Source organism: Lysinibacillus sp. FSL K6-4013 (genome assembly GCF_038630435.1).
GTDB classification, from domain to species: domain Bacteria; phylum Bacillota; class Bacilli; order Bacillales_A; family Planococcaceae; genus Lysinibacillus; species Lysinibacillus boronitolerans.
Window position 1 is genome coordinate 3,461,423 of record NZ_CP152031.1, and the last position, 23,092, is coordinate 3,484,514.

At 37.7% G+C, this 23,092-nt stretch carries 19 protein-coding genes; 5 read left to right on the forward strand and 14 right to left on the reverse strand.

Annotated features, from left to right (window positions below):
• Positions 1 to 180: 180 nt before the first annotated feature.
• Positions 181 to 1,902, reverse strand: a complete 1,722-nt coding sequence (gene acsA, locus MHB39_RS17075; protein ID WP_333005460.1) for an acetate--CoA ligase — start codon at positions 1,900 to 1,902, stop codon at positions 181 to 183.
• Positions 1,903 to 2,229: 327 nt separating this feature from the next.
• Between acsA and MHB39_RS17080 the strand changes: the two genes are divergently transcribed.
• The 3 genes from MHB39_RS17080 to MHB39_RS17090 are packed head-to-tail and all read left to right on the forward strand — an operon-like array spanning position 2,230 to position 4,694.
• Positions 2,230 to 2,862: a GNAT family N-acetyltransferase gene (locus MHB39_RS17080; protein ID WP_036078398.1), complete on the forward strand. Its 633-nt coding sequence runs from the start codon at positions 2,230 to 2,232 to the stop codon at positions 2,860 to 2,862.
• Positions 2,863 to 2,886: 24 nt separating this feature from the next.
• Positions 2,887 to 3,534 carry an acetoin utilization AcuB family protein gene (locus tag MHB39_RS17085; protein ID WP_016994384.1) on the forward strand — a complete coding sequence of 216 codons (648 nt, stop codon included), beginning with the start codon at positions 2,887 to 2,889 and terminating at the stop codon, positions 3,532 to 3,534.
• Positions 3,534 to 4,694, forward strand: coding sequence for an acetoin utilization protein AcuC (locus tag MHB39_RS17090; RefSeq protein WP_342544668.1), 1,161 nt, complete (start codon positions 3,534 to 3,536; stop codon positions 4,692 to 4,694). The genes MHB39_RS17085 and MHB39_RS17090 overlap by 1 nt, the downstream gene beginning before the upstream one ends.
• A gap of 190 nt (positions 4,695 to 4,884) precedes the next feature.
• On the opposite strand, the gene ccpA is transcribed toward MHB39_RS17090, so the two are convergent.
• Both ccpA and MHB39_RS17100 read right to left on the reverse strand, forming a co-directional pair.
• On the reverse strand, positions 4,885 to 5,889 hold the full coding sequence (gene ccpA / locus MHB39_RS17095) for a catabolite control protein A (protein WP_008176748.1): 1,005 nt from the start codon (positions 5,887 to 5,889) through the stop codon (positions 4,885 to 4,887).
• A gap of 174 nt (positions 5,890 to 6,063) precedes the next feature.
• Positions 6,064 to 7,149, reverse strand: coding sequence for a bifunctional 3-deoxy-7-phosphoheptulonate synthase/chorismate mutase (locus MHB39_RS17100; RefSeq protein ID WP_036078406.1), 1,086 nt, complete (start codon positions 7,147 to 7,149; stop codon positions 6,064 to 6,066).
• A gap of 173 nt (positions 7,150 to 7,322) precedes the next feature.
• Here MHB39_RS17100 and pilM point away from each other — a divergent pair, with 173 nt between their 5' ends.
• Positions 7,323 to 9,476: a pilus assembly protein PilM gene (gene pilM / locus MHB39_RS17105; protein ID WP_342544670.1), complete on the forward strand. Its 2,154-nt coding sequence runs from the start codon at positions 7,323 to 7,325 to the stop codon at positions 9,474 to 9,476.
• Between the two features lie 52 nt (positions 9,477 to 9,528).
• Here the strand turns inward: pilM and MHB39_RS17110 are convergent, their stop codons facing one another.
• The 9 genes from MHB39_RS17110 to MHB39_RS17150 form a co-directional block, all read right to left on the reverse strand.
• Positions 9,529 to 10,029 carry a YtxH domain-containing protein gene (locus MHB39_RS17110; RefSeq protein WP_258859346.1) on the reverse strand — a complete coding sequence of 167 codons (501 nt, stop codon included), beginning with the start codon at positions 10,027 to 10,029 and terminating at the stop codon, positions 9,529 to 9,531.
• Between the two features lie 135 nt (positions 10,030 to 10,164).
• On the reverse strand, positions 10,165 to 10,668 hold the full coding sequence (locus MHB39_RS17115) for a DUF948 domain-containing protein (RefSeq protein ID WP_016995594.1): 504 nt from the start codon (positions 10,666 to 10,668) through the stop codon (positions 10,165 to 10,167).
• A 109-nt stretch (positions 10,669 to 10,777) separates the two neighbouring features.
• Positions 10,778 to 12,091: a UDP-N-acetylmuramate--L-alanine ligase gene (gene murC / locus MHB39_RS17120; protein ID WP_312123731.1), complete on the reverse strand. Its 1,314-nt coding sequence runs from the start codon at positions 12,089 to 12,091 to the stop codon at positions 10,778 to 10,780.
• 229 nt (positions 12,092 to 12,320) lie between these two features.
• The gene (locus MHB39_RS17125) at positions 12,321 to 15,497 is read right to left on the reverse strand and encodes a DNA translocase FtsK (RefSeq protein ID WP_342544673.1); all 3,177 of its coding nucleotides are present in this window, start codon (positions 15,495 to 15,497) and stop codon (positions 12,321 to 12,323) included.
• Positions 15,498 to 15,759: 262 nt separating this feature from the next.
• Positions 15,760 to 16,374 (reverse strand): YtpR family tRNA-binding protein, encoded by a 615-nt coding sequence (gene ytpR / locus MHB39_RS17130; RefSeq protein WP_342544675.1) that lies wholly within the window; start codon positions 16,372 to 16,374, stop codon positions 15,760 to 15,762.
• Positions 16,375 to 16,376: 2 nt separating this feature from the next.
• Entirely contained in the window at positions 16,377 to 17,195 is an 819-nt protein-coding gene (locus MHB39_RS17135; RefSeq protein WP_016991775.1) for a DUF1444 domain-containing protein, read from the reverse strand.
• 70 nt (positions 17,196 to 17,265) lie between these two features.
• Positions 17,266 to 17,784, reverse strand: coding sequence for a hypothetical protein (locus MHB39_RS17140; RefSeq protein WP_016991776.1), 519 nt, complete (start codon positions 17,782 to 17,784; stop codon positions 17,266 to 17,268).
• 94 nt (positions 17,785 to 17,878) lie between these two features.
• Positions 17,879 to 18,400, reverse strand: a complete 522-nt coding sequence (locus MHB39_RS17145; RefSeq protein ID WP_016991777.1) for a DUF84 family protein — start codon at positions 18,398 to 18,400, stop codon at positions 17,879 to 17,881.
• 59 nt (positions 18,401 to 18,459) lie between these two features.
• On the reverse strand, positions 18,460 to 19,536 hold the full coding sequence (locus MHB39_RS17150) for a M42 family metallopeptidase (protein WP_036078412.1): 1,077 nt from the start codon (positions 19,534 to 19,536) through the stop codon (positions 18,460 to 18,462).
• Positions 19,537 to 19,701: 165 nt separating this feature from the next.
• Between MHB39_RS17150 and MHB39_RS17155 the strand changes: the two genes are divergently transcribed.
• Entirely contained in the window at positions 19,702 to 20,016 is a 315-nt protein-coding gene (locus tag MHB39_RS17155) for a hypothetical protein (RefSeq protein ID WP_016991778.1), read from the forward strand.
• Between the two features lie 79 nt (positions 20,017 to 20,095).
• Here MHB39_RS17155 and MHB39_RS17160 read toward each other — a convergent pair.
• A protein-coding gene (locus tag MHB39_RS17160; protein WP_342544679.1) for an IS3 family transposase occupies positions 20,096 to 21,669 on the reverse strand; the annotation gives its coding sequence in 2 pieces (ribosomal slippage) (positions 20,096 to 21,027 and positions 21,027 to 21,669; 1,575 coding nt in all).
• 88 nt (positions 21,670 to 21,757) lie between these two features.
• Positions 21,758 to 22,984: a hypothetical protein gene (locus MHB39_RS17165; protein ID WP_016991779.1), complete on the reverse strand. Its 1,227-nt coding sequence runs from the start codon at positions 22,982 to 22,984 to the stop codon at positions 21,758 to 21,760.
• Between the last annotated feature and the right edge of the window lie 108 nt (positions 22,985 to 23,092).

The following is a 23,092-nucleotide window of genomic DNA, read 5'->3' on the forward strand; positions in this document are numbered from 1 at the left end:
AACTGAATTTTTATTAAATTAACTATTTTTTTAAATAGATATTATTCGACCTTACACCACTTCTATATCATTGTAATTTCAGAAAAAAGAAGGCAAGAATCCTTTCGTTCATCGAATGAATCCCTGCCTTCTTTTTATGCACATGTTGTATAAATATCAATTGTTGTCTTAGATAGTTATTTAATCTTCCATGGTTGATAAATCACCAGTTGGTAAATTTAATTCCCAAGCTTTCAATACGCGACGCATAATTTTACCACTACGTGTTTTTGGCAATTTATCTTTAAATTCAATTTCACGTGGTGCTGCATGTGCAGATAAACCTTTTTTCACAAAATCACGTATATCTTCAATTAATGCATCAGAGGGTTCAACCCCCTCACGTAAGGATACAAACGCTTTAATGATTTCCCCACGCACTGGATCTGGTTTCCCAATAACACCTGCTTCAATGACATCTGGGTGCTCAAGTAGTTTACTTTCCACTTCGAATGGTCCTACGCGTTCTCCCGCCGTCATGATGACATCATCCACACGCCCTTGGAACCAGAAGTAACCTTCATCATCCATATAGGCTGAATCTCCAGATACATACCATTCTCCTTTGAGGAAATAAGATTCATAGCGCTCTGGATTGCCCCAAATTTGGCGCATCATGGCAGGCCAGCCACGACGAATAGCTAGATTCCCCATTGTAAAAGGTGGCACCTCATTACCTGCATCATCTACAATCGTCGCATGAATACCAGGAAGAGGTTTCCCCATTGAACCTGGCATAATATCCATTGATGGATAATTACAAATCATATGGGCTCCTGTCTCTGTCATCCACCATGTATCATGTATACGATGCCCTAATTCCTCTACTCCCCAGCGAATAACTTCTGGATTCAAAGGCTCACCAACAGATAGCACATGGCGTAAAGATGTTAGATCATAGCTTTCAAGCAAGCCACTCCCTGCCCCCATCAGCATACGGAACGCTGTTGGTGCACTATACCAAACTGTCACACTATAATCTTCAATAGCCTGATACCATGCTTGTGGTGAAAATCTTCCTCCGACGATTAACATTGTTACACCGTTTAACCACGGACCAAAGATGCCATAGGCTGTTCCTGTAACCCATCCAGGATCAGCAGTACACCAATAAATATCATCTTCACGTAAATCAAGTACCCATTGTGTCGATTGATATTGCTGAATCATTGCATTATGGACATGCAATACGCCCTTTGGAGCACCTGTTGAACCAGAGGTATAGTGAAGAATCATCCCATCTTCTCTGTCTACCCACTCTATTTCAAAATGAGCTGAAGCTTCTTTTAAATGTTTACTAAAGTCAAGGATTTGAGCTGTTTCCTCAACATCCTCCCCTACTAAAAAGATATGCTCCAGTTTAGGCAATTTTGCTAAAGGTACACGTTCCAGTAATGCTGGTGTCGTGACTAATACTTTCGCCTCACTATCTGCAAGTCGATCATACACCGCGCCTTCCATAAAAGCTTCAAACAATGGTCCAACAATTACCCCCATTTTCAACGCACCTAATAATGAAAAGTAAAGCTCAGGTGAACGAGGCATAAAAATAAATAAACGATCACCTTTCTGCAGATTAGTAGTGGTTTTAAAAACGTTCGCTGCTTTGTTTGTTAACCTTTTCATTTCATTAAATGAATATGCCTCTTTCCGTTTACCATCATTAAAATACAGTGCCACCTTATTTTTGCGATGTGTTTCTGTATGGCGATCAATAGCCTCATATGCCATATTCACTAAACCTGTTTCGCTCCAACTAAATGCCTTTTCCGTATCTGCCCAATTATGAGATTTTGCCACTTCTTCATAATTTGTTAAATGATGTTGACCAGGTAAAGCCATTAACTTCTCTTTCATTTTCATCCCCATGAAAATACCCCTTTCTTTGCTTTTGTTTTTGACTAAATTTCAACAATCCCCCCTGTTGAAATTCAGAGAATTCTTCAAAAGCAAAATTGATATGTAGCATTTGTTATATAACAGTTAGCCGTAGTATTAATGTTCGAATCCCTTATAGCACTACTTTTAGCTGTTAAATAACAGAAGCAATATAATCTTATTTTACACGAATTTGGATAGATTGTCTCAATATTTTTATTTTTCCAAAAATACAGGTATATTTTGCAAAAATAAGCGTTTTTACGCAAGAAATCAGCTATAATGGAATTATTAAACTCAGGTGGTGTAATTATGGAACATAAAAAAACTTTTTTTTCTGTCACAAAGGAAACAAAGCATGGTACTGTGTATGTGGAAGGACCTGTGCCTCCAGAAAAATTAGCTACATATTCATTCCATGAAGGCTTGGTTGCCTTCAGACCTCCAAAACAGCAACAGCAGGCCATTATAGAAATTGCAGGACTACCCGAAGGCCGAATTATTATTATTCGAAACGAAGATATTATTGTAGGCTATGTTACCTATCTCTACCCTGATCCACTTGAACGATGGGCAGAAGATCGTATCGATGACATGATTGAATTAGGTGCCATTGAAGTCATTCCAGACTACCGTGGTACCGGTGCTGGTAAGGCACTACTAGCCGTTTCATTTATGGGGGATGAAATGGAAGATTATCTTGTGATTACTACCGAGTATTATTGGCATTGGGATTTAAAAGGCACAGGTTTAAATGTTTGGGATTACCGCAAAATGATGGAGAAAATGATGAGCTCCGCTGGTTTCGAATATTTTGCAACAGATGATCCTGAAATTACATCACATCCAGCCAATTGCCTGATGGCACGCGAAGGAAAACGGGTGCCTCCTGAGACAATGGAAAGATTTGATAGACTTCGTTTTAGAAATCGTTTCATGTATTAAAACTAATACAAAGGGGATGCATATATGATTGTAGAAGAAATTATGAATGATGAGCCTTATACATTAGCTCCTACCAATACAGTGCAGGAGGCACTAAAGTTAATGCGTGAAAAGAAAGTTCGTCATTTACCAGTTGTAGATGAAGAACGCCACGTTTTAGGTGTAATTACTGAACGAGATATTAAAGAGGTCTTGCCCTCATCTTTGCAGGATGAACCAAACTCTCCTATTTTTAATGCAAAAGTAGAGGATATCATGGTGAAAGACCCCCTGATAGGTCATCCACTAGATTTTGTTGAAGAGGTAGCACTTACGTTTTACGAATCGAAAATAGGCTGTTTACCTATCGTCTCTGGAGGAAAATTGGTAGGCATTGTTACGACAACCGATTTACTCTATACATATATAGAGCTGACTGGTGCTACAGAGCCTGGGTCAAAAATCGAGATTCGGGTATCCGATACACCGGGAGTTTTATTTGAAATCACAAAAATATTTCATCAACATCATGCCAATGTTCAAAGCGTCTTAGTTTATCCTGACTCTGAAAATACACAAAACAAAATTTTAAGCGTCCGAGTAAAAACACTAAATCCTTTAGCAATGATTGAAGATCTACGCAAAGAGGGCTTTGATGTCCTATGGCCAAATTTACCGGGTGTTTCGCTATAATGAAAAAGGCCGTATTCGTATACTCGCCAGAACAACTCGGATATAAATTTTCAGATACACATCCTTTCAATCATAAACGCTTGACGCTAACTATGGATCTACTAAAAAATATTAATGCTCTCGATGATGTAGATATTGTACCGGCACGTGTTGCAACGGAAGAAGAGCTATTGCTTGCACATGATTCAAAATATATAGATATCGTAAAAAAAGCAGGGCATGGTGAATTATCAGAAGCTCAATGTCAAAGCTATGGAATTGGCACTGAAGATACTCCCATTTTTGAAAATATGCATGAAGCAAGTGCACAGCTAGTTGGTGGAACTTTAACGGCTGTTGATTATGTAATGGAAGGAAAAGCCGAACATGCCCTTAACCTTGGTGGAGGACTCCATCATGGTTTCCGTGGTCGTGCATCAGGTTTTTGTATTTACAATGATAGCACAGTGGCTATTCGTTACTTGCAGGAAAAGTACAACGCTCGTGTACTTTATGTAGATACAGATGCTCATCATGGGGACGGTGTCCAATGGAGCTTTTATGAGGATCCTACTGTTTGTACACTGTCCATTCATGAAACTGGTCGTTATCTATTCCCTGGAACCGGAAATATTACCGAGCGTGGCAATGGTCAAGGCTATGGAACCTCCTTTAATTTTCCAATGGATGCATTTACTGAGGATGAAAGTTTCCTAGAGATCTATGAAAAGTCAATGCGAGAGATTTTTGAATTTTTCAAGCCAGATGTTGTATTAACGCAAAATGGGGCAGATGCCCATTATTTTGATCCATTAACACATTTACATGGAACAATGAATATTTATCGTGAAATTCCTAAGCTTGCTCATCAATTAGCACATGAGTATTGTGAAGGTCGATGGATTGCAGTTGGAGGTGGTGGCTACGATATTTGGCGAGTGGTGCCTCGTGCTTGGTCCATGTTATGGTTGGAAATGACAGACCAAGCGTTACCAATGGGGCCACTCCCTCAAGCATGGCTTGATCGCTGGCAACCAGAAGCTCCTGTTCCTTTTATTCCAACTTGGGAGGACCCGATTCCTTTATATGAGCCGATTCCTCGTAAAGCAGAAATAGAAGAAAAGAATGCTCAAATGTTAGCCAAATCGCTACATATTATTCGGAATGAAAGACGGGATTAATTTCTTGGCCTCACGATATTCGTGGGGCTTTTTTATTGGATGAAAGAGCTTTCCACTGCTTTTGGTCGTTTATCCATCTATTCTTTTGTTCTATCCCTCACTTTTGAAACACTATCCTCTATTTTTGACGTTCCATCCAGCAAATAAAAACACGCAAATCCTTCATAAGCGATTTACGTGTTAGGTATCATTATTTACTTTTGACAGATTGTCGATGTTCAATACGGTGTGGTAAAATGACCGCCTCATCCTCGACAGGTTCCTTACTCATTAATTTTGTCAGCAGGCGCATTGCAACAGCCCCAATATCGTAAAGCGGTAGCGCGACACTTGTTAGCTGTGGGCGAACCATTCGTGCTAACTTAGAGTTCTCAAAGCTGATAACTTCAATATCCTCTGGAACATTTTTGCCCGCATCTTGAGCGCCATGAATTAAACCGATGGCCAATTCATCACTTCCTGCAAAATAAGCAGTTGGTGGCTGTTCAAGAGCAGATAAAATCTCCCAAGCCTCTAAGCCCATATCATAGCTGGACTCTTCTGCGGCAATTAATGCCTCGTCTATTGGTAAACCAGCATCCTGCAATGCTTTCTTATAGGCTGCTAGCTTGAATTTTCCGTTAATTGTATACGAAAGTGGGCCAGTTACGAAACCAATCCGTGTATGGCCATTTTGAATAAGTAATGAAATAGCTTCATAAGCCGCCTGGAAATAATCGATATTCACAGTTGCAATTGTTTGAGATTCATCCACAGAGCCTGCAAGCACAATTGGTACTGGCGAATGATCCATCGTTTGCTGCATTTTTTCTGTAACCTCATCACTCATCATCACAATACCATCAACCTGTTTTCCAAGCATGGTATCCAGTAGCTGTAACTCTTTATCTTCATGTTGATCTGAGTTGGCTAAAATAATATTATAACGATACATTGTGGCAATATCCTCTACACCACGAGCCAGCTCCGCATAAACATTGTTTGCAATATCTGGGATAATCACGCCAACTGTTGTTGTTTTCTTACTTGCTAAACCTCGCGCTACTGCGTTTGGTCGGTATTCTAATCGTTCAATTACTTCTAATACTTTTTTTCGTGTTGCTGGTTTTACGTTTTGATTACCATTGACTACACGAGAGACCGTTGCCATAGAAACATTTGCTTCTCTTGCAACATCATAAATTGTAACAGTCATCGTACGTGCCTCCCTTTTTTCCTATTATAGCCTTATCATACGATAATTTTCATATTATTTTCAAGAAGAACTACGTAAAAACCAAGTACTAATAGTCCTATTCTAGACATTATTTTGTCACGATATAACAAACACCGCCTGCCGAAGTAAGCAAGCGGTGTTCGCTGTTAACAATTAAGCATGAATTTCATGATTTTTCATGAATTTTTGTAGTGTTTCATAGAATGCGTCAAATGTTGGGATGTCCATTTGTTGTTGTGAGTCAGACAATGCAACAGATGGATCTGGATGCACTTCTGCCATGACGCCATCAGCACCGATTGCAATAGCTGCTTTGGCACATGGTAATAATAAATCACGACGTCCTGTTGAATGTGTAACATCTACGAATACTGGCAAATGCGTTTCTTGTTTTAAAACTGGTACGGCTGAAATATCTAATGTATTACGAGTTGCTTTTTCATAAGTACGGATACCACGTTCACAAAGGATAATGTTTTCATTTCCTTTAGACATAATGTACTCTGCTGCATGAATGAACTCATCAATTGTTGCAGCTAAACCTCGTTTTAATAGAACAGGTTTATTTGTTGCACCTGCTGCTTTTAATAATTCAAAGTTTTGCATATTACGTGCACCGATTTGGATGACATCAATATAATCCAATGCTTCCTCTAAATGACCTGGTGTCACGATTTCTGTAATAACAGCTAAACCATATTCCTCTGACACACGTTTTAAGATTTTCAGACCTTCTAATCCAAGACCTTGGAAGTCATAAGGAGAAGTACGAGGCTTATAAGCACCACCCCGAATTAGCTTTTCACCTTTTGCTTTAATAGAAGCGGCAACTGCTGCTACTTGCTCATACGATTCAACCGCACAAGGACCGAATACGAAAGATGGCTTTCCTTGTCCAATTAATTCACCATTGATATTAATAATTGTATCTTCTGATTTCTTTTTACGAGATACTAGCAACTCTTTCTTTTTATCAGCTTCAAGTTGTTTTAAAGCTGTTTTAAAGATTTGCTTAAATATATAATCAACCGTCATTTGGTTTAATGGACCTTGATTGTGTTCTTTAATAAGATCAAGCATGTGTCTTTCACGCAGTGGATCATAGCGATTCACACCTTGTTTTTCTTTAATTTTACCGATTTCATCAACTACAGCTGCACGTTCATTAATTAGACGAAGAATTTCTAAGTTTAAACCGTCTATTTGACTACGTAAGCTTTCTAAATCTTTTTGGCTCATGCTTTCTTGCTCCTCTCCTCATGACAGACACTTTCAGAACTCTGAAATGTATGTTACATTTTTAGATAATAGCATTATTATAATCAATGTTGTTCAGAATGTCACGCATTTTTAATTTAGCGCTTCAACTCGCTAAATTATTTTCAAGTATGACGCGAAAGGAAGCGATTACATTGAGTTCTAAATTATTCGCACTTGATATTGGCACACGCTCAGTGGTCGGGATTATTCTCCAAGAAGAAAATGACCATTTTCATGTGGAAGATATTTTAGTAAAAGAGCATAAAGAACGTGCCATGGTAGATGGACAAATACATAATGTCATGTATGTGGCAGATTTAATTAATGAAATAAAACGTGAACTTGAAGAGAAACACGGACCGCTCACAAAGGTAAGTGTTGCTGCAGCAGGTCGATCTTTGAAAACTGAACAAGCGAGTGTGACCATCAATATACGTAATCGACCTATTTTTACTGAAGAAGATATTAGTCGCTTGGAACTTCAGGCTGTTCAACAAGCACAGCAGCAACTTTTGCAACAGAAAGAGGATGCAAAAATTAGCCATTATTATTGTGTAGGCTATTCAGTCCTGTATTATCGCTTGGATGGCGAGGAAATTGGAAGCCTGTTGGATCAACAAGGTGATGAAGCCCAAATCGAAGTGATTGCAACGTTTCTGCCTCGGGTAGTGGTGGAATCACTGATTGCCGCTCTTAAACGAGCTGATTTAGAGATGGAAGCATTGACGTTAGAACCGATCGCTGCCATTAATGTGTTGATTCCTCCAACGATGCGTCGCTTAAATGTGGCACTTGTTGATATAGGAGCAGGAACATCGGATATTGCCATTACGGATAAAAGTACAGTTGTGGCTTACGGCATGGTACCAACAGCTGGCGATGAAATAACAGAAGCTTTAAGCGACTACTATTTGCTAGACTTCCCTGTAGCCGAAGAGGCTAAACGTCAACTACAAACCTCTGAAGAGATATTGATTCAAGATATTCTAGGCTTTGATCAGTTCTATCCTAAGGAAGAAGTTTTTTTAGCAATTGAACCTGCAGTAAAACAGTTGGCGAAGTCTATCGGAGAAGAAATTTTACGACTCAATAACCGAGTAGCACCCAAAGCCGTTATGCTGGTTGGTGGAGGTAGCTTAACACCCAACCTAACTACAGAACTAGGTCAAGTTCTAGATTTACCAGCTAATCGTATTGCTGTTCGAGGTATTGATGCTATTCAAAACTTAACAAAAGAAGAACACATTAAAGCCTCACCTGAATTAGTCACGCCTATTGGCATTGCCATTGCTGCTAAAAAGATGCCAATTCAATATATGAGTTTAACAGTCAATAATCAAGTGGTTCGCCTTTTTGAACTAAAAGAAATGACTGTGGCTGATGCCTTCCTAGCTGCAAATATTCGCGCAAAGCAATTATATGGAAAACCAGGGCATGGGCTATCGATCAGTGTCAACGGACAGGACATTTTTATACCAGGTGGGCATGGCCAGCCTGCTGAAATATTGGTAAATGGGCAACAGGCATCAACAAAAAGCCTGATTAAAAATGGAGATGCCATTCAGTTAATAGAAGGCCAAGATGGGCAGCAGGCGACAGCTACAGTAAGAGATCTTATCGATGATGCAGCAATAAAGACAGTGACAATCCAAAACACCAAATATGTGATTGAGCCAAAAATTACAGTCAATAGCTCTTCTGCATCACTCGATACAGTTTTAAATGATCGTGATACCGTCGTTTTTGATATAGCCGAAACAATTGAGGATGTATTTAAAATCACTAATAATTGGCATTTATTAAAGCAATTTGAATCCTATACGATTCAAGTTGATGGACAACCTTTATATTTACCAGAATTTTCACCACAGCTAATGATTAATGGAAAGATAGCCAAATTGAGCTATGCTGTAAAAAATGGGGATGTGATAAGCTTCCACCAACCAACTCTACCAACCGTACAACATATCGCGGACCACATGAATCTTTTGCTAGAGGATAAAATCATCATTCATTTCCAACAGGAAGTTTTAGAATTAAAGAAGACTGCAAATGAAGCGATTGTTAATAAAATGGTTGTGTCACCACAGTCCACTGTACACAATGGAGCGACTTTAGTATTTAAAGAAAAGGATCGCAGTCGTTGGATCTATCAAGATGTTTTCCGCTTCTCTAATTGGCAGCTACCAAGTGCCTTTAAGGGGAATTTTACGATTTTAAGAAATGGTCAGCCAGCGAGCTTTGATACAGAAATATTTGGTGGAGATCAATTAGAAATAATATTAGAAGCTACACCTATCATTTAAAAAAGGGATACGTTACAACTTTATCTTGTAACGTATCCCTTTATATTATGCATTATGCACGAACTTCTTCATTTGTTTCTTCTTTTTGATCTGCTTTTTCTGTCTTTTCTTCAGCTTTAGGTTCGTCACTTGGCATGTAATCCTCTAATGGTTCTTCCCCTTCAAAGGAAACCGTACCATCATCAAAAACAGTTGGTGCTTTTGCCGTTTTTAGTGTTTTTACTTTCTCTACTAATTGTGTAGATTGCTCTTGAATTTGTTTAGAAAGTTGAACTGTTTTATCTTTTGCAGTTGTCGAGAAGTCTGCGCTCTTATCTTTTAGCTGAACAGCTTGTACTGCCACATCACTGCGTAAATCTTTTCCTGATTTTGGAGCTAACAGTAGACCTGCCGCGGCCCCTACGATTCCACCAACTAATGCGCCAATCACAAAATCCTTCATGTTTACACGCTCCTCTTCATAAATAGAGTCTTGCGGATGATAAAGCTGAGGCAAAGAACTTTCAAGCTGCTGTTCCTTTACTTCGTTAAAATTTGGCTTTTGAGTTGTCATGCAACAATTCCTCCCCATCTAATTATCAAATTTGTCTAGACTGGTTGTCCATCTACTTTCACAGATGCATCTTCAACTTATATGTCTAAGACTTTATTTTTATTCAGCCAGCATGGAATACTCACTGAATAATTATCATTTTTTACGACCCCATTTTCTTTTTGGTGTTTCTTCTACTTGCACAGTTTCAAATGCATAGGCATCTGGTGATACCGATTCCTGCTCGATGATTTTGCGTTTTTTCCATTTATCCGCAATACCCATCGCAACATTACTCCATTGTACAACTTGTGCAATTTTTTCTTCGTTTTGTTCTACGCTTTTAGAAACAGAAGTAGTAATCTGCTGAACAGAATTATTTAAACCATTAACGGAGTCACCAATACCTTTAACAGCTTGAACCACTGAATTTAATTGTTCAGATTTATGTTGAATATCCTCTGCTAAGCTATTTGTTTTTGATAATAAGGACGTTGTTTCGCGTGTAATGCCTTCCATTTGGCCTTCAATCCCAGATAATGTTCCAGCTAAGCTGTTTAGGATGGACTTAAGCGAGAATAATGTCATGCCCACGCTCACACATAAAATTAAAAAACCGATTGCAGCAATAATGGCTGCAATATACAAAATCACTTCCATAAGTTGACCTCCTGCTAGTAAATTGTCTTTACTATTACTTTCCCTATCTTCGACAAAAAAAACGGAATTCCTGCTTAAATTTGAGAAAAAACAGCTTAACCCCTACGGACTAAGCTGTTTCATTGTTTTTAAGCACGTTTTCAAAAGCATCTTGGAACTTGTGAACATCACCAGCGCCCATAAATAAGAATACAGCGCCATTATGTTTTGTTAATATATCAATTCCTTCAGTGGTAATCACTGCACTGCCTTCAATAAGTGACGCTAAATCATGGATAGAAAGCGCGCCTTGCGTTTCTCTCGCAGAGCCAAATATATCACATAAATAGGCTGTATCTGCAAGGCTCAAACTATCCGCAAAATCTTGTAAAAAAGCTTGTGTACGTGTAAATGTATGTGGTTGGAATATCGCAACTAGCTCACGGTCAGGGAATTTTTGGCGTGCTGATTGAATCGTCGCGCGAATTTCCGTTGGATGGTGTGCATAGTCATCTATTAAAACATTATCCCCTATATCGGTCTCAGTAAAACGTCTTTTTACACCTTTATATGTGTGTAAACGCTCCTGAATAATATCTGGAGAAATGCCTTCATATTCACATAGCGTGATAACCGCCAATGTATTTAAAACAGCATGATCTCCAAATAATGGGATAAAGAAAGTACTATAAAATTCATTACGTACAAAAACATCAAATGTTGTACCCTCAGTTGTTTTTTCAACATTACGTGCTTCAAAATCATTTTCAGCACCAAATCCATAATACACAACTGGTACTTTTGCTTGAATACGCTGAAGCTGTTCATCATCACCACATGCTATAATTGCTTTTTTCACTTGTAATGCTAATGATTGAAATGCAGAATATACGTCCTCTATGTTAGCAAAGTAGTCTGGATGATCAAAATCGATGTTCGTCATCACAGCATAATCAGGATTATATGCTAAAAAGTGACGGCGGTATTCACACGCCTCCATCACAAAGAAATCAGCATTTTCATGACCTGCACCAGTACCATCACCAATTAAATAAGATGTTGGTTTATAGCCACCTACCACATGTGCCATTAAACCAGTCGTAGATGTTTTACCATGTGCACCTGTGATGGCAATGGATGTATAGTTGCCAATATATTCACCTAAAAATTTATGGTAACGAATGACTTCTACACCGATTTCTCGAGCACGTACTAATTCAGGATGATCATCAGAAAATGCATTACCTGCGATCACTGTCATACCTTCTTTAATATTATCTGCATTAAATGTAAAAATTGGAATATTACGTTCACGTAACGGTTGCTCCGTGAAGAAATATTTATCGACATCTGAGCCTTGTACTTGTTCACCAGCATCAAATAAGATTTGTGCAAGCGAACTCATGCCAGAACCTTTAATGCCTGTGAAATGAAAAACTGTCATTAATTAAACCCCCCGGGAATTTCAATATCCCATCTATCATCTATTAGGTGTATCGTATTATTTCACGAATGGTTAGGTATTAATACCTTCACAAGTGTTAAAAAATACGTACTATTCAACACATCTTGTCTATTATAGCACTTTTTATGCACAAGGATAGATGTGTAACTTTTCTAAAAAAACTAAATTCGACGTAAATTAGATAATCTAGACGAAAACAATGCAATTCTTATTCAAACATAGTAATTAAATCTTCTTCTGTAATGTAACTTTCACGTGGCTTACTTCCTCTTGCTTCTGAAACAAAACCATGTGATTCTAACATGTCAATTAAACGAGCAGCACGATTATAGCCAATATGATACTTTCGTTGAATCAATGAGGTAGAAGCCCCCCCTTGCTCATAGACAAATCGGCAAACATCTTCAAATAAATCGTCCTGTTCTGCAGACACCTCTGTTTTCTTTAATAATTCCTCTTGATCGAAAATATAATCAGGTTCACCCTGTTCACGAACATGCTCAATAATCGATTCAATTTCATCATCTGTAACAAAAGTTCCCTGTAAACGCACTGGCGCTGACATACCATTACCTAAATATAGCATATCCCCTCGACCAAGTAACCTTTCTGCTCCCTGCCCATCTAAAATGGTACGAGAATCAATTTGAGAGGAAACAGCAAAGGCAATACGTGTAGGGATATTTGATTTGATTAACCCTGTAATAACATCCACAGAAGGTCTTTGCGTTGCAACAATTAAATGAATACCACATGCACGTGCCTTTTGAGCAATACGGCAAATGGCCTCCTCTACATCTGCTGGAGACATCATCATTAAATCAGCTAACTCATCAATGACAATTAAAATATAAGGCAACTTTAGGCTATGTTCCTTATTTTTATCCGCTATGGCGTTATAACGTGTAATATCACGTGCACCTGCATGAGCAAAGAGCTGATAGCGACGCTCCATTTCCTCTACTGCCCATTTCAGCGCAGCCGTTGCCGCCTTTACATCTGTAATGACAGGACTAACTAAATGCGGAATATGGTTAAATGGCGCCAGCTCTACCATTTTAGGGTCGATCAGCATGAGTTTTAGCTCGTGTGGTGCAGCTTTATATAATAAACTAACCAAAATAGAATTAATACAAACGGATTTACCTGAACCCGTTGCACCAGCAATTAAACCATGTGGCATTTTACGTAAATCTAACGTAACAGGCTTTCCAGTCAAATCAAGTCCTAATGCTGCTTCTAATGGTGAATCTGACTCAACGAAGGAGGCACTATTTGTTACCTCAGATAAGCGAACAGCTCGTGATACTCGATTTGGAATCTCAATACCGATCGAGCTTTTCCCAGGAATGGGTGCTTGAATACGAATATCCTTTGCTGCTAAGGCAAGTTTTAGATCATCTGCTAAGTTTCGAATTTTACTAACCTTTGTACCATGGCTCACCGTTATTTCAAATTGAGTAACAGCAGGGCCTTGCATAATCGATTCAATTTGCGCAGAAACTTGGAAATAAGATAGTGCTTCGACTAATGTGTCGCCCTGTTGCTCCATCCAATCCGTATCCTGTGTTTTTTCCTCTGGTGGCTCTAGGTATTCATCCGTAGGCTTTTGATAGACGTGTACAGGCTTTGCTGGTATCTCAGCTTCCACTACTTCTGGTTCTACGTGATTCTCAACAGATTCTACTGGAACATACTCTACAATATCTGAAACTACTTCAGGTTCGATAGCTAGTTCTGGTGCTGGTTCTGATACTTGTTCCAGTTCTGAAGCTAGTTCAAGTTCTGAAGCTAGTTCATGTTCTGGTTCTAACTCGAGCTCTGGTTCTAACTCAAGCTCTGGCTCAATAGTTGCAGAAATTTCAGCAGCAGTTGCTTTTTCGATTTCTATTCGTTCATTTGTTGAGATATCTGGCATTGATGTAACAGGAGCCATTGTAATCACAGCTACAGGCTCTTGAGTACTGCTTTTTGAAGTAACATTTTCTACATCATCAAGTTGCACTGGTAAATCTATTTTCGATTGAACATTCTCTGTCATATGCAAATCATGATCATCTTCTGGTTGTGAGACGTATATTTCATTTGTTGTCATGCTGTCTAAGGACGAAGATTTTTCTACCGTCACATCCACTAGTTTGTTTTTCTCTGTTTCTGGCTCGCTCTCTACACGTAGAGGCTGCTGAGCCATCTTCAATTGCTGTTGGATTCTCCATTTTTCTTTATCTGTTTTTAACATTAGTACATTAAATGGAATTCGACTTTTTTCTTCTCTCGATGCAGTATCAGGAGATTGGTCATCCATTGACGGTTGAACGACAGTAACTTCTCCAATATGGATCGTAGAATTTTCAATTTGAACTTGTTCCACAATCATTTCTTTAACATGGATTTCAGACTGATCTGCTGAAAGCTGTTGAACTGTTTGATCTTGCCCAACAGCTTCCTTCACTTGCTCGTCAAACTCCATAGCAAAAGAAGTCGTTTGAGGTACAGCTACATTTGACAATAAATTTTCCTTATCATCGTTCTCTTCAACCAACACTTCTTCCTCAAAAATAATTGGTTCATTTACTGTCGATAGCTCTTTCGGTTGAATGATTGCATGGTGCTCTGTTACAACCGTTTGGTTTGTGCTAGCCGGCTCTTTTTCTTCTAGTATATTTTCATTTACCTCATTTGTTGTCGCTTCTTTTAAAGGCTTTGTAACAGTTACCTTTTCAACTGCCTGTACATCGGTTTCTTGCTTCTCATATTCTTCTTTTCTTTTATCTAATAATTCTTTGATTGGACTTGGTTTTGCAAAACCATAGACAGGTGAAGGTACATCTGTTGGAACAAATCGTTTGCGATTCTCAGGCATAATATTTTCAACTTTTTGTTCTTTTCGCTGACTCTTTTCTTTTGGTGCAGGTGCAGTCATAGGACTTATAGTAGCTGTTTCATTTTGTGCATCTCGAAACACTAAGCTTGCTCTTGAACGAAATTCTTGTTCTGAAGGCTGACTTTTCATCATTGTTTTTCTACCTGTACGTTTAGAGCGATTTGCTAGTAAATCTCGAATTCCTGAAACCTCAACATCATAAACACTAGAATCGACAATATGATGATTTAAATGTTTTGGTAACGATAAATCCCCAATTTGTCCATAATCATCATCTTCCATTTGATCAAACATTTCTTTTGAGTGCGTATAGGATGCTTCACCTTCATCATCGTCAATCAAAGGGAAACGGAAAGTCTTTTGCTTAGCGATTGGTGGTTCTTTTTGTGTATGTAATTGCTCCGACTGAACTTCTCCATAATCCTCATAATATTCTTCATACTCATAGTCTTCATCTTCTTTATTAATAAATTTACTAATTTGTTTTTTAAACCAGTTCACTTCGTTTCACTCATTTCTCTTACACTTCATTTATAGCATTGTCTAGTTTTAAATTTATCAATAGCTCAATGTCTACATCAAAAAGCATACCATAAAAACGGTCTTGAAACTTGCATTTAGAGGCTCATTCTAAACAAAAAAATCGTTATGCTACTAGCATATTAGTAACATAACGATTTAGGGCATTTCACCTTGACATAAGGAATAATATCATGATAAAACATTTAAATTTTAATAATTTCTTTTTTAAATAGGGGAATTTTTATTTAGTTGGTGATTCAAAAGCACTACCAACTATAGCATCCTCTGGTAATACTAAAATTCCTTTTTCAGATGGAGCATTAGGAATCGCTAATTCACGTGCTGAACAAAGCATGCCGTAAGACTCAACACCGCGTAAATTTCCTTCTTTAATAAGCATTCCCGAAGGCATTACGGCACCAATTTTCGCAACAACTACCTTCTGACCTGCTTCTACATTAGGAGCTCCACATACAATTTGTAGTATCTCATCTCCTACATTGACTGAACAGATACTCAATTTGTCAGCATTTGGATGCTTGTCCTTTGTTTCTACATAACCAACCACAAATTTTGGTGAAAAATCAACATCAAGATTAATATTAGCTCCATTTTTTTCGATTGCCACCGCTAGCTGTGCTACTAATTCTGGTGTCACTTCTACTAAGCCTTTAGCATCTGTTTGGATGTAACTGCTCGCATTAAATAAATTGAAGGCTTTAATTTCTCCCGTTAGAGCTTCCCTTAAAATAGCAATATCACCAGCACGTTCTACTTCTGTTTTCACAATAGCCTCCGTTGCTAGTTGAACTAGTAAGACATCTCCTACATGCTCTTTGTTGTAAAATACGTTCATTGTTATTCTTGCTCCTTTTTCACTCTGTTTTTTGCTAAGATAAAGATCGGTTCTAGTTCCCCATCTTCATAAATAAAAGATAATGACGTAATCGGTACAGTCCCGACTGCAAAGAAATGCATGGTCATCTGTGCTAATACATCATACCCTGTTTCATTACGAATATCACCTATAATTAATACATCTTGATGCGGCACAGATAGTGTCATATCGCCCTCCACTTGTGCCTGCATTTCTTTTAAGAAGCTCTCATTTAAAATCCGGCTAGCATCATAGCCATCATTCACATTGACAAAATAAAAAATATTACCTGCTACCTCATCTTTTTTATAGGCGGTTGGTAGTTGTTTCACCGAAAAGCGTGCCATTTCTCGAATTTGTTCTACAGTTAATTGTAAGGCTTCTAGCATGGATTCATCAATAAAGCGATAGGTTTTACCTAAATCGAGCGCATAAAAGACGCGCGTTTCAGCTGTATGCTCAGTTGTAATAAAGGCATGCCCTTCTTTCGATGCCTGTGGATAAGAAGTGGCACGAATTACGGGATAAATATGTGTAGTCGTTTGGAAACCCTGTTCCTTTTCTTGTACCATCGCATTAAAGGTTTGCTCAATTGTATATAAAACTTCTTCAATCGCCGACTCTTGCTTCTCATTATATTTTGCTAAGATCCCAGGTAAGGAGAGCTCCATCCCTTTTCCAATCGTCTTATGATTCAAGCGTAATTTATCGTACTTTTTATCAAAATGAAATTCATATTTCTCTTCAGTTAATTGCTTTTTTAATAGCTCGACTAGTTGTTCAGACTTCATTTGCTTCATCTTTTTCACATCCTAACTTCAAAATGAAACGGCTCACATGTTTGTGAACCGTTCTGTTCAATCCTTCTATTTACTTCATCTTAACCGAATGAACGATTTTCGTCATCTCACGCAAATTATTTTCAATTTGTTTAGCCTTTGAAATGGTTGACATCTTCACACCACCGCTACTAACAATGAGCTCCATTTCATTTTCTTGGTCCGTTTTTAGAACCGCTGTGAAACCAAAACGACCATCCTTATCAAAAGTCGACTCTTCGATAATTTTGTCCGCCTCATTTTCTTTTAAAAGACTATAATAAAGTTTACTGTCTTGTGCTTCACGATCATTGATAAAAAGAATGTAGCTTTCTTTTCCTTTTGAAATTACAATATTATAAGCATCTGAACTGTCTTCAACTTTAAAGTTTGAAGGTAAGTATAATTTGATATCCCCAATTTCTACTGTATGTTCTTCTGGCTCTTCAGCAAAAACCTTCTCCGTTAATTGCAGCCCATTAGCAATTTGATCATCAATAGATTGATTGCAGCCAGAAAGGACAAGAAGTAAAAGCATTAGGCCAATTGCTCTTAGCCATGAAAATAGCATATCTCTCTTCCTTTCACTACTAACTTTTTTCTATTTTAAAAAAATTATTCATAAGATGCAACCTAACTATCCTCTTACCACTAATTCCATTTAACTATTTTTGTGAAAATGTGAACAAATATTGACCAACTAAAAGCGAGACAATATGCTCAAACATCATCTGTCTACTTACTAAACCTTGCGTAAAAATACCTACAGCACCTGCACCCTGACGAATATCTCGACGCTTTGTATATTGCTCCATAATCGGTCCAAGTTCTCCACCAGTTCTTATTTCCTGGGCAATTTCTTTGGGCAGTATAATTTGTGCGCCAGCAGCTGTAAATGTTGTTCCGTCTGACACTGTTAATGCACCCCAGTTACAAACATACATTTCATCATCAATTTCAGTTACGCCACCTTCTAAGCCAAATGATAATTCTGCATCCGTTAAAATCAATGCGTTTTTAGCACGATTCATTGCTCCTAATCTAGTTTCTTCATTACTGATCGGTTGATCTGATACTTCTGAAGCAGCTTTGACATGAGTAAAGAGAGAATCCTCAAAGTATTTTCGAGCAATTACTTCAACTGCTTCTGTTTTGGCTTTATTAGTTGTGCCAATTGCTATCTTCATCTAATCCCCACTTTCTTTCCATAGAAAAAGATGCCTCTAAAAGGCATCTTCCTTGCTTCTTATACATTAGCGTGAATTGTCTCTAATGTCGAACGATCTGCTTTTTTCACTAATTCTACAATTAATGCTTTTGCAGCAGCATAATCATCAATGTGAATAATTGACGCTGATGTATGAATATAACGTGAGCATACACCAATAACTGCACTTGGAACGCCATCGTTTGCCGTATGCACTCGACCAGCGTCTGTTCCACCTTGGGAGACAAAGTATTGATAAGGGATATGATTTGATTCGGCCGTATCTAAAATAAATTCACGCATACCACGATGTGTAACCATTGTACGATCTAAAATACGAAGTAAAGTGCCTTTGCCGAGCTGTCCAAATTGACTTTTTTCACCTGACATATCATTGGCAGGAGAAGCATCTAGTGCAAAGAATAAATCTGGTTTAATCATGTTTGCTGATACTTGTGCACCGCGTAAGCCAACTTCCTCCATCACATTTGCACCTGAGTATAAATGTGAAGCTAATTTTTCGTGCTGTACTTCTTTCATTAATTCAATCGCTAGGCCACAGCCATAGCGATTATCCCAAGCTTTAGCCATAATTTTCTTCGGATTTGCCATTGGTGTGAATGGACAAATTGGTATGATGGATTGTCCAGGACGAACACCCATAGACATAGCATCTTCTTTATTATCAGCACCAACATCGATAAGCATATTTTTTATATCCATTGGCTTCGCTCGTTCTGCATCTGTTAATAAATGTGGTGGGATGGATGAAACAACACCAGGAATTGCCCCATTTTTCGTATATACTTCTACTCGCTGTGCAAGCATAACCTGATTCCACCAGCCGCCCAATGTTTGAAAACGGATCATTCCATTATCTGTGATAGAAGTAACCATAAATGCTACCTCATCCATATGACCAGCAACTAATATTTTCGGTGCATCCACAACATCACTGTGCTTAACACCAAAAATACCCCCTAAATTATCTTGAACGATTTCATCCGAGTACTTTTCTAACTCAGAACGCATGAACGCGCGTACTGCATGTTCATTACCCGGAGCGCCTGGTAATTCTGTTAATGTTTTAAATAATTGTAATGTTTCCTCATTCATGATGACTCTCTCCCCACGAAGTAGAATATTCTTCCTTGCCTATTGTAACACAATTATTTCCGAATTCGAAATATTGATACATTTCCTAAATCTGCTTAATTGTGAACGTGCATTCACTCTATAGGCTATGCTAAAATAAAGGTATAGAAAAAGGAGGAAAAAAGTATGAAATTACGTGATTTTTTAATTGGTGTCGCAACTGGCTTAGCTGCCGCAGTCATTATTAAAGAAGCTAGTGAAAAAGTTTCTCCGTTCGTACCTGCAGGACAAGTACTTGAAAACATAAAAAGAGAATTTAAAAAGGATTCACCGATTGATGGTTCTTGGATTTTTATGAAAACTGAAGATTTCACAAACGGTATTATTACTATCCCAGTATATCGCGGAGGGATTTCGCGTATGCATGAAGGTAAGATGCAGACATTCGAATTTGCTGCCGATGCACGCTCTGGTGTTGTCGTGGAGCTAACAGAAGTTTAATTATGTATATACAAGAAAAGCCATCTCATGAATTGAACTGCTCCCTGTCAAGTAGACAGTGGAAATAATAAAAAATGTATTAAGCGGCTTGAGCCCTGAATTCTAAAGGACTCAAGCCGTTTAATCGTTTCTGATAACGATAGTAATTATAAAAATGAATATAATCATCAATCGCTAGTTTTAACTCTTCATATGAATCGAACTTATGCAAATAATACTTCTCACACTTCAATGTGCCCCAAAATGATTCAATTGGTCCGTTATCAATACATCGACCAACACGGGACATACTTTGTGTCATATTGGCTGTTTCCACAATTCGTTTAAATCCCTTCGATGTATATTGAAAACCTCGATCACTATGTATTAATGGCTGCTCGCCTGATTGTAATGATTGAATAGCTGATTTTATTGTTTTGAAAACAAGGGAATTATTATTCGAATGACCGAACACATAACTTACAATTGAACCATCATATAAATCGATAATTGCACTTAAATAAGCTTTTTTCCCGTTTCCATACTTAAACTCTGTGACATCTGTACACCATTTTTCATTTGGCTTTTCCGAGGTAAATGCCCGATTTAATACGTTCTCCGCCACATGATGTGCTGGGGATTTACGATAAGGCTTTCTCTTTCGCCTAATAACGGACTTCAATCCACTCACCTGCATTAAACGATAAATACGCTTTTCGTTAACCGTCGCTTGATTATTTTCTTTTCGTTGACGATTGATTGTCAACGTCATACGACGATAGCCGTAAATGCCATCTACTTGGTGGTAAAGGAGATCAATATCCTTTGAAATGGCTTCATTTTCAACTTCTCTGTTAGATGGCTTGCGACTTAGCCACTTATAGTAAGCAGCGCGCGAAACACCCGCGATTTCACATAATAAAAGAATCGCAAGTTTCTCCTCTTGGTGTAATTCTTGAATTGCTAAATAGCGTTGTTGTAAGCGAATTTGGCTTAGTGACTCCTCCTTTCGATTTCCTCTAACTTTTTTAAAAATAGATTTTCAGCACGTAAATGTTCATTTTCACGCTCGATTCGTTTGATTTCTAACCTTAATTTTTCTTCGGCTGTTAATTCAACTTCATTTTTTGTTCGACCGCGATGATCACGTAATCCCTCTTCACCAGTCGCTTCAAATTTCTTCACCCAATGATATACCTGTTGATACGAAACATCATAGGCTTGTGCTGCTAATTGATAATTTTTCTGGCTCTTTAAACAGTAGTTGACAATTTGAATACGTTCCTCAAACGTTGTCTTTCTTCCTTTAGTCATAGTTTGGCTCATTCCTTTACCCGAATCTTTTATTTCACTATGACTAGTATACTTTTTCACCCATTTTTTTAAAACAGAGATACTGCTAATCTTATATTTAGCGAGAATCTCCAGTAAAGTTAACCTTTCTTTAAGATAATCTTCTACCGCTTCTAGTTTTAATTCTTTGGAATACTTCGTCCAAGAGGTTGCTTCGATAAGTCCCTCTACTCCATGTACTTCATATTTAATCTTCCAAATTTGAATAGTTTGCTTAGTTACTAAGAATTTTTCACATAATTCTTTGATAGAATAATAGCCTTCATTTAATAAATGAAGAACGTTTAGTTTCACTTCAATTGTATGCTTACTTCGAGCCATGAAAAAACTCCCCTTAGATAAACAGATTTTATTTTTTAATCTGTCTACCTAATGGGGAGCATATCAAATTGGAGATGGCTTTTCTATGTTATTCAGATAAACCTTTATTATTAAAGTACTTTTTATACTTACGATAATAATTTAAATTATTAAGTGTTAGTTTCACCCAACGCTTCGCATTCATATCCTCATTAAAGTAAAGAGAATTTGTATATTTCCCTTCACTAATTAATTTTTTTGCCTCTAGTTTGAGCTTTTCATTCGATGCATATTTGAACAATACACCTTTAGGAATAATCATCCATAAATGCTTGTCCTGCACATATGTGACATCTTGCTCGATATTTAACATATGGTCATCCGCTACATACTTCATTAAGTTATGACCACTTGCCGTTACATAATAGCTAGAACGTCCATTACGTAAATTGATTTCAAAAAGTTTATATTGCTTGTCTCGAATATCAAATTTCATATCAAAATTCGCAAAACCTGTATAGCCGATATCCTCTAGGAAGAAACGTACTTGATCCATTAATTCTTTATCATAGGTTGTCACGATGGCTGCATAACTTCCGATTCCTTCAGGAGAATGTTCTTCTAGAATAGGATTACCGAGACACATCAGCTTCACTTTTCCATCCTTCCCTACATAGGCATTTAACACACGCATATAGGAATCGTCCCCAGGAATAAATTCTTGAATAATCATTGTATCCTGATAAGTCGAGCTATAAATAGCTTTTAATATAGCCGTTTTTTCCGCTTCATCATGAGCAACAAATACTTTTTTCTTCCCAGGGAATTTACAAGCCCAATACTCTACTGAGTTTGAAGCCTTTAAAATAATCGGGTAAGCAAATGGTGGTGTAAAGTTTTCATAGTTATCAGCTGTCACCGTTGTTGTACCTGGATATTTAAAATTATATTGATCACACATTTTATAGAAATTTTCTTTCAATAAAATTTCATCCATCAACGATTCATCGATATACGGTACGGTAAAATGCTCTTGTAACGCTGGCTTATTTTTGATAATCAGCTTAGCATAATCGTCCCCACATGCTAAAAGTAATAGTTTTTTATCAGCATATTTTTTTGCAACTTCTGCAAGGGCAGGTGCAAAAACATCTTGTTCATTTAAACGGTCTATTTCTTGAAATTGTAGGATATGGCTATCTTGTGTTGCTGTTAAATGAGAACGTCCTAAGACAAGTGGTTTAATACCGTATGCTTCATAAAACGCACGTGCCATACCATATGCATTCATATCTGATCCAAGTAAAACGGGTAAAAATGGTTGTTCAGTTGCCATGTTTATTTCAACTCTCTTTTGTATTTTAGTATCGTGTTAAGTGTATCATATTTTCTATCCTGTTCACGAACAAAAACGCGAGGTATTGACATTTTATATGCCAACTAC

Coding starts and splice junctions, on each gene's coding strand:
- acsA (WP_333005460.1), bottom strand. CDS start 1,902: ATGAAAATGAAAGAGAAGTTAATGGCTTTACCTGGTCAACATCATTTA.
- MHB39_RS17080 (WP_036078398.1), top strand. CDS start 2,230: ATGGAACATAAAAAAACTTTTTTTTCTGTCACAAAGGAAACAAAGCAT.
- MHB39_RS17085 (WP_016994384.1), top strand. CDS start 2,887: ATGATTGTAGAAGAAATTATGAATGATGAGCCTTATACATTAGCTCCT.
- MHB39_RS17090 (WP_342544668.1), top strand. CDS start 3,534: ATGAAAAAGGCCGTATTCGTATACTCGCCAGAACAACTCGGATATAAA.
- ccpA (WP_008176748.1), bottom strand. CDS start 5,889: ATGACTGTTACAATTTATGATGTTGCAAGAGAAGCAAATGTTTCTATG.
- MHB39_RS17100 (WP_036078406.1), bottom strand. CDS start 7,149: ATGAGCCAAAAAGATTTAGAAAGCTTACGTAGTCAAATAGACGGTTTA.
- MHB39_RS17110 (WP_258859346.1), bottom strand. CDS start 10,029: ATGACAACTCAAAAGCCAAATTTTAACGAAGTAAAGGAACAGCAGCTT.
- MHB39_RS17115 (WP_016995594.1), bottom strand. CDS start 10,668: ATGGAAGTGATTTTGTATATTGCAGCCATTATTGCTGCAATCGGTTTT.
- murC (WP_312123731.1), bottom strand. CDS start 12,091: ATGACAGTTTTTCATTTCACAGGCATTAAAGGTTCTGGCATGAGTTCG.
- ytpR (WP_342544675.1), bottom strand. CDS start 16,374: ATGAACGTATTTTACAACAAAGAGCATGTAGGAGATGTCTTACTAGTT.
- MHB39_RS17135 (WP_016991775.1), bottom strand. CDS start 17,195: ATGAAGCAAATGAAGTCTGAACAACTAGTCGAGCTATTAAAAAAGCAA.
- MHB39_RS17140 (WP_016991776.1), bottom strand. CDS start 17,784: ATGCTATTTTCATGGCTAAGAGCAATTGGCCTAATGCTTTTACTTCTT.
- MHB39_RS17145 (WP_016991777.1), bottom strand. CDS start 18,400: ATGAAGATAGCAATTGGCACAACTAATAAAGCCAAAACAGAAGCAGTT.
- MHB39_RS17150 (WP_036078412.1), bottom strand. CDS start 19,536: ATGAATGAGGAAACATTACAATTATTTAAAACATTAACAGAATTACCA.
- MHB39_RS17155 (WP_016991778.1), top strand. CDS start 19,702: ATGAAATTACGTGATTTTTTAATTGGTGTCGCAACTGGCTTAGCTGCC.
- MHB39_RS17165 (WP_016991779.1), bottom strand. CDS start 22,984: ATGGCAACTGAACAACCATTTTTACCCGTTTTACTTGGATCAGATATG.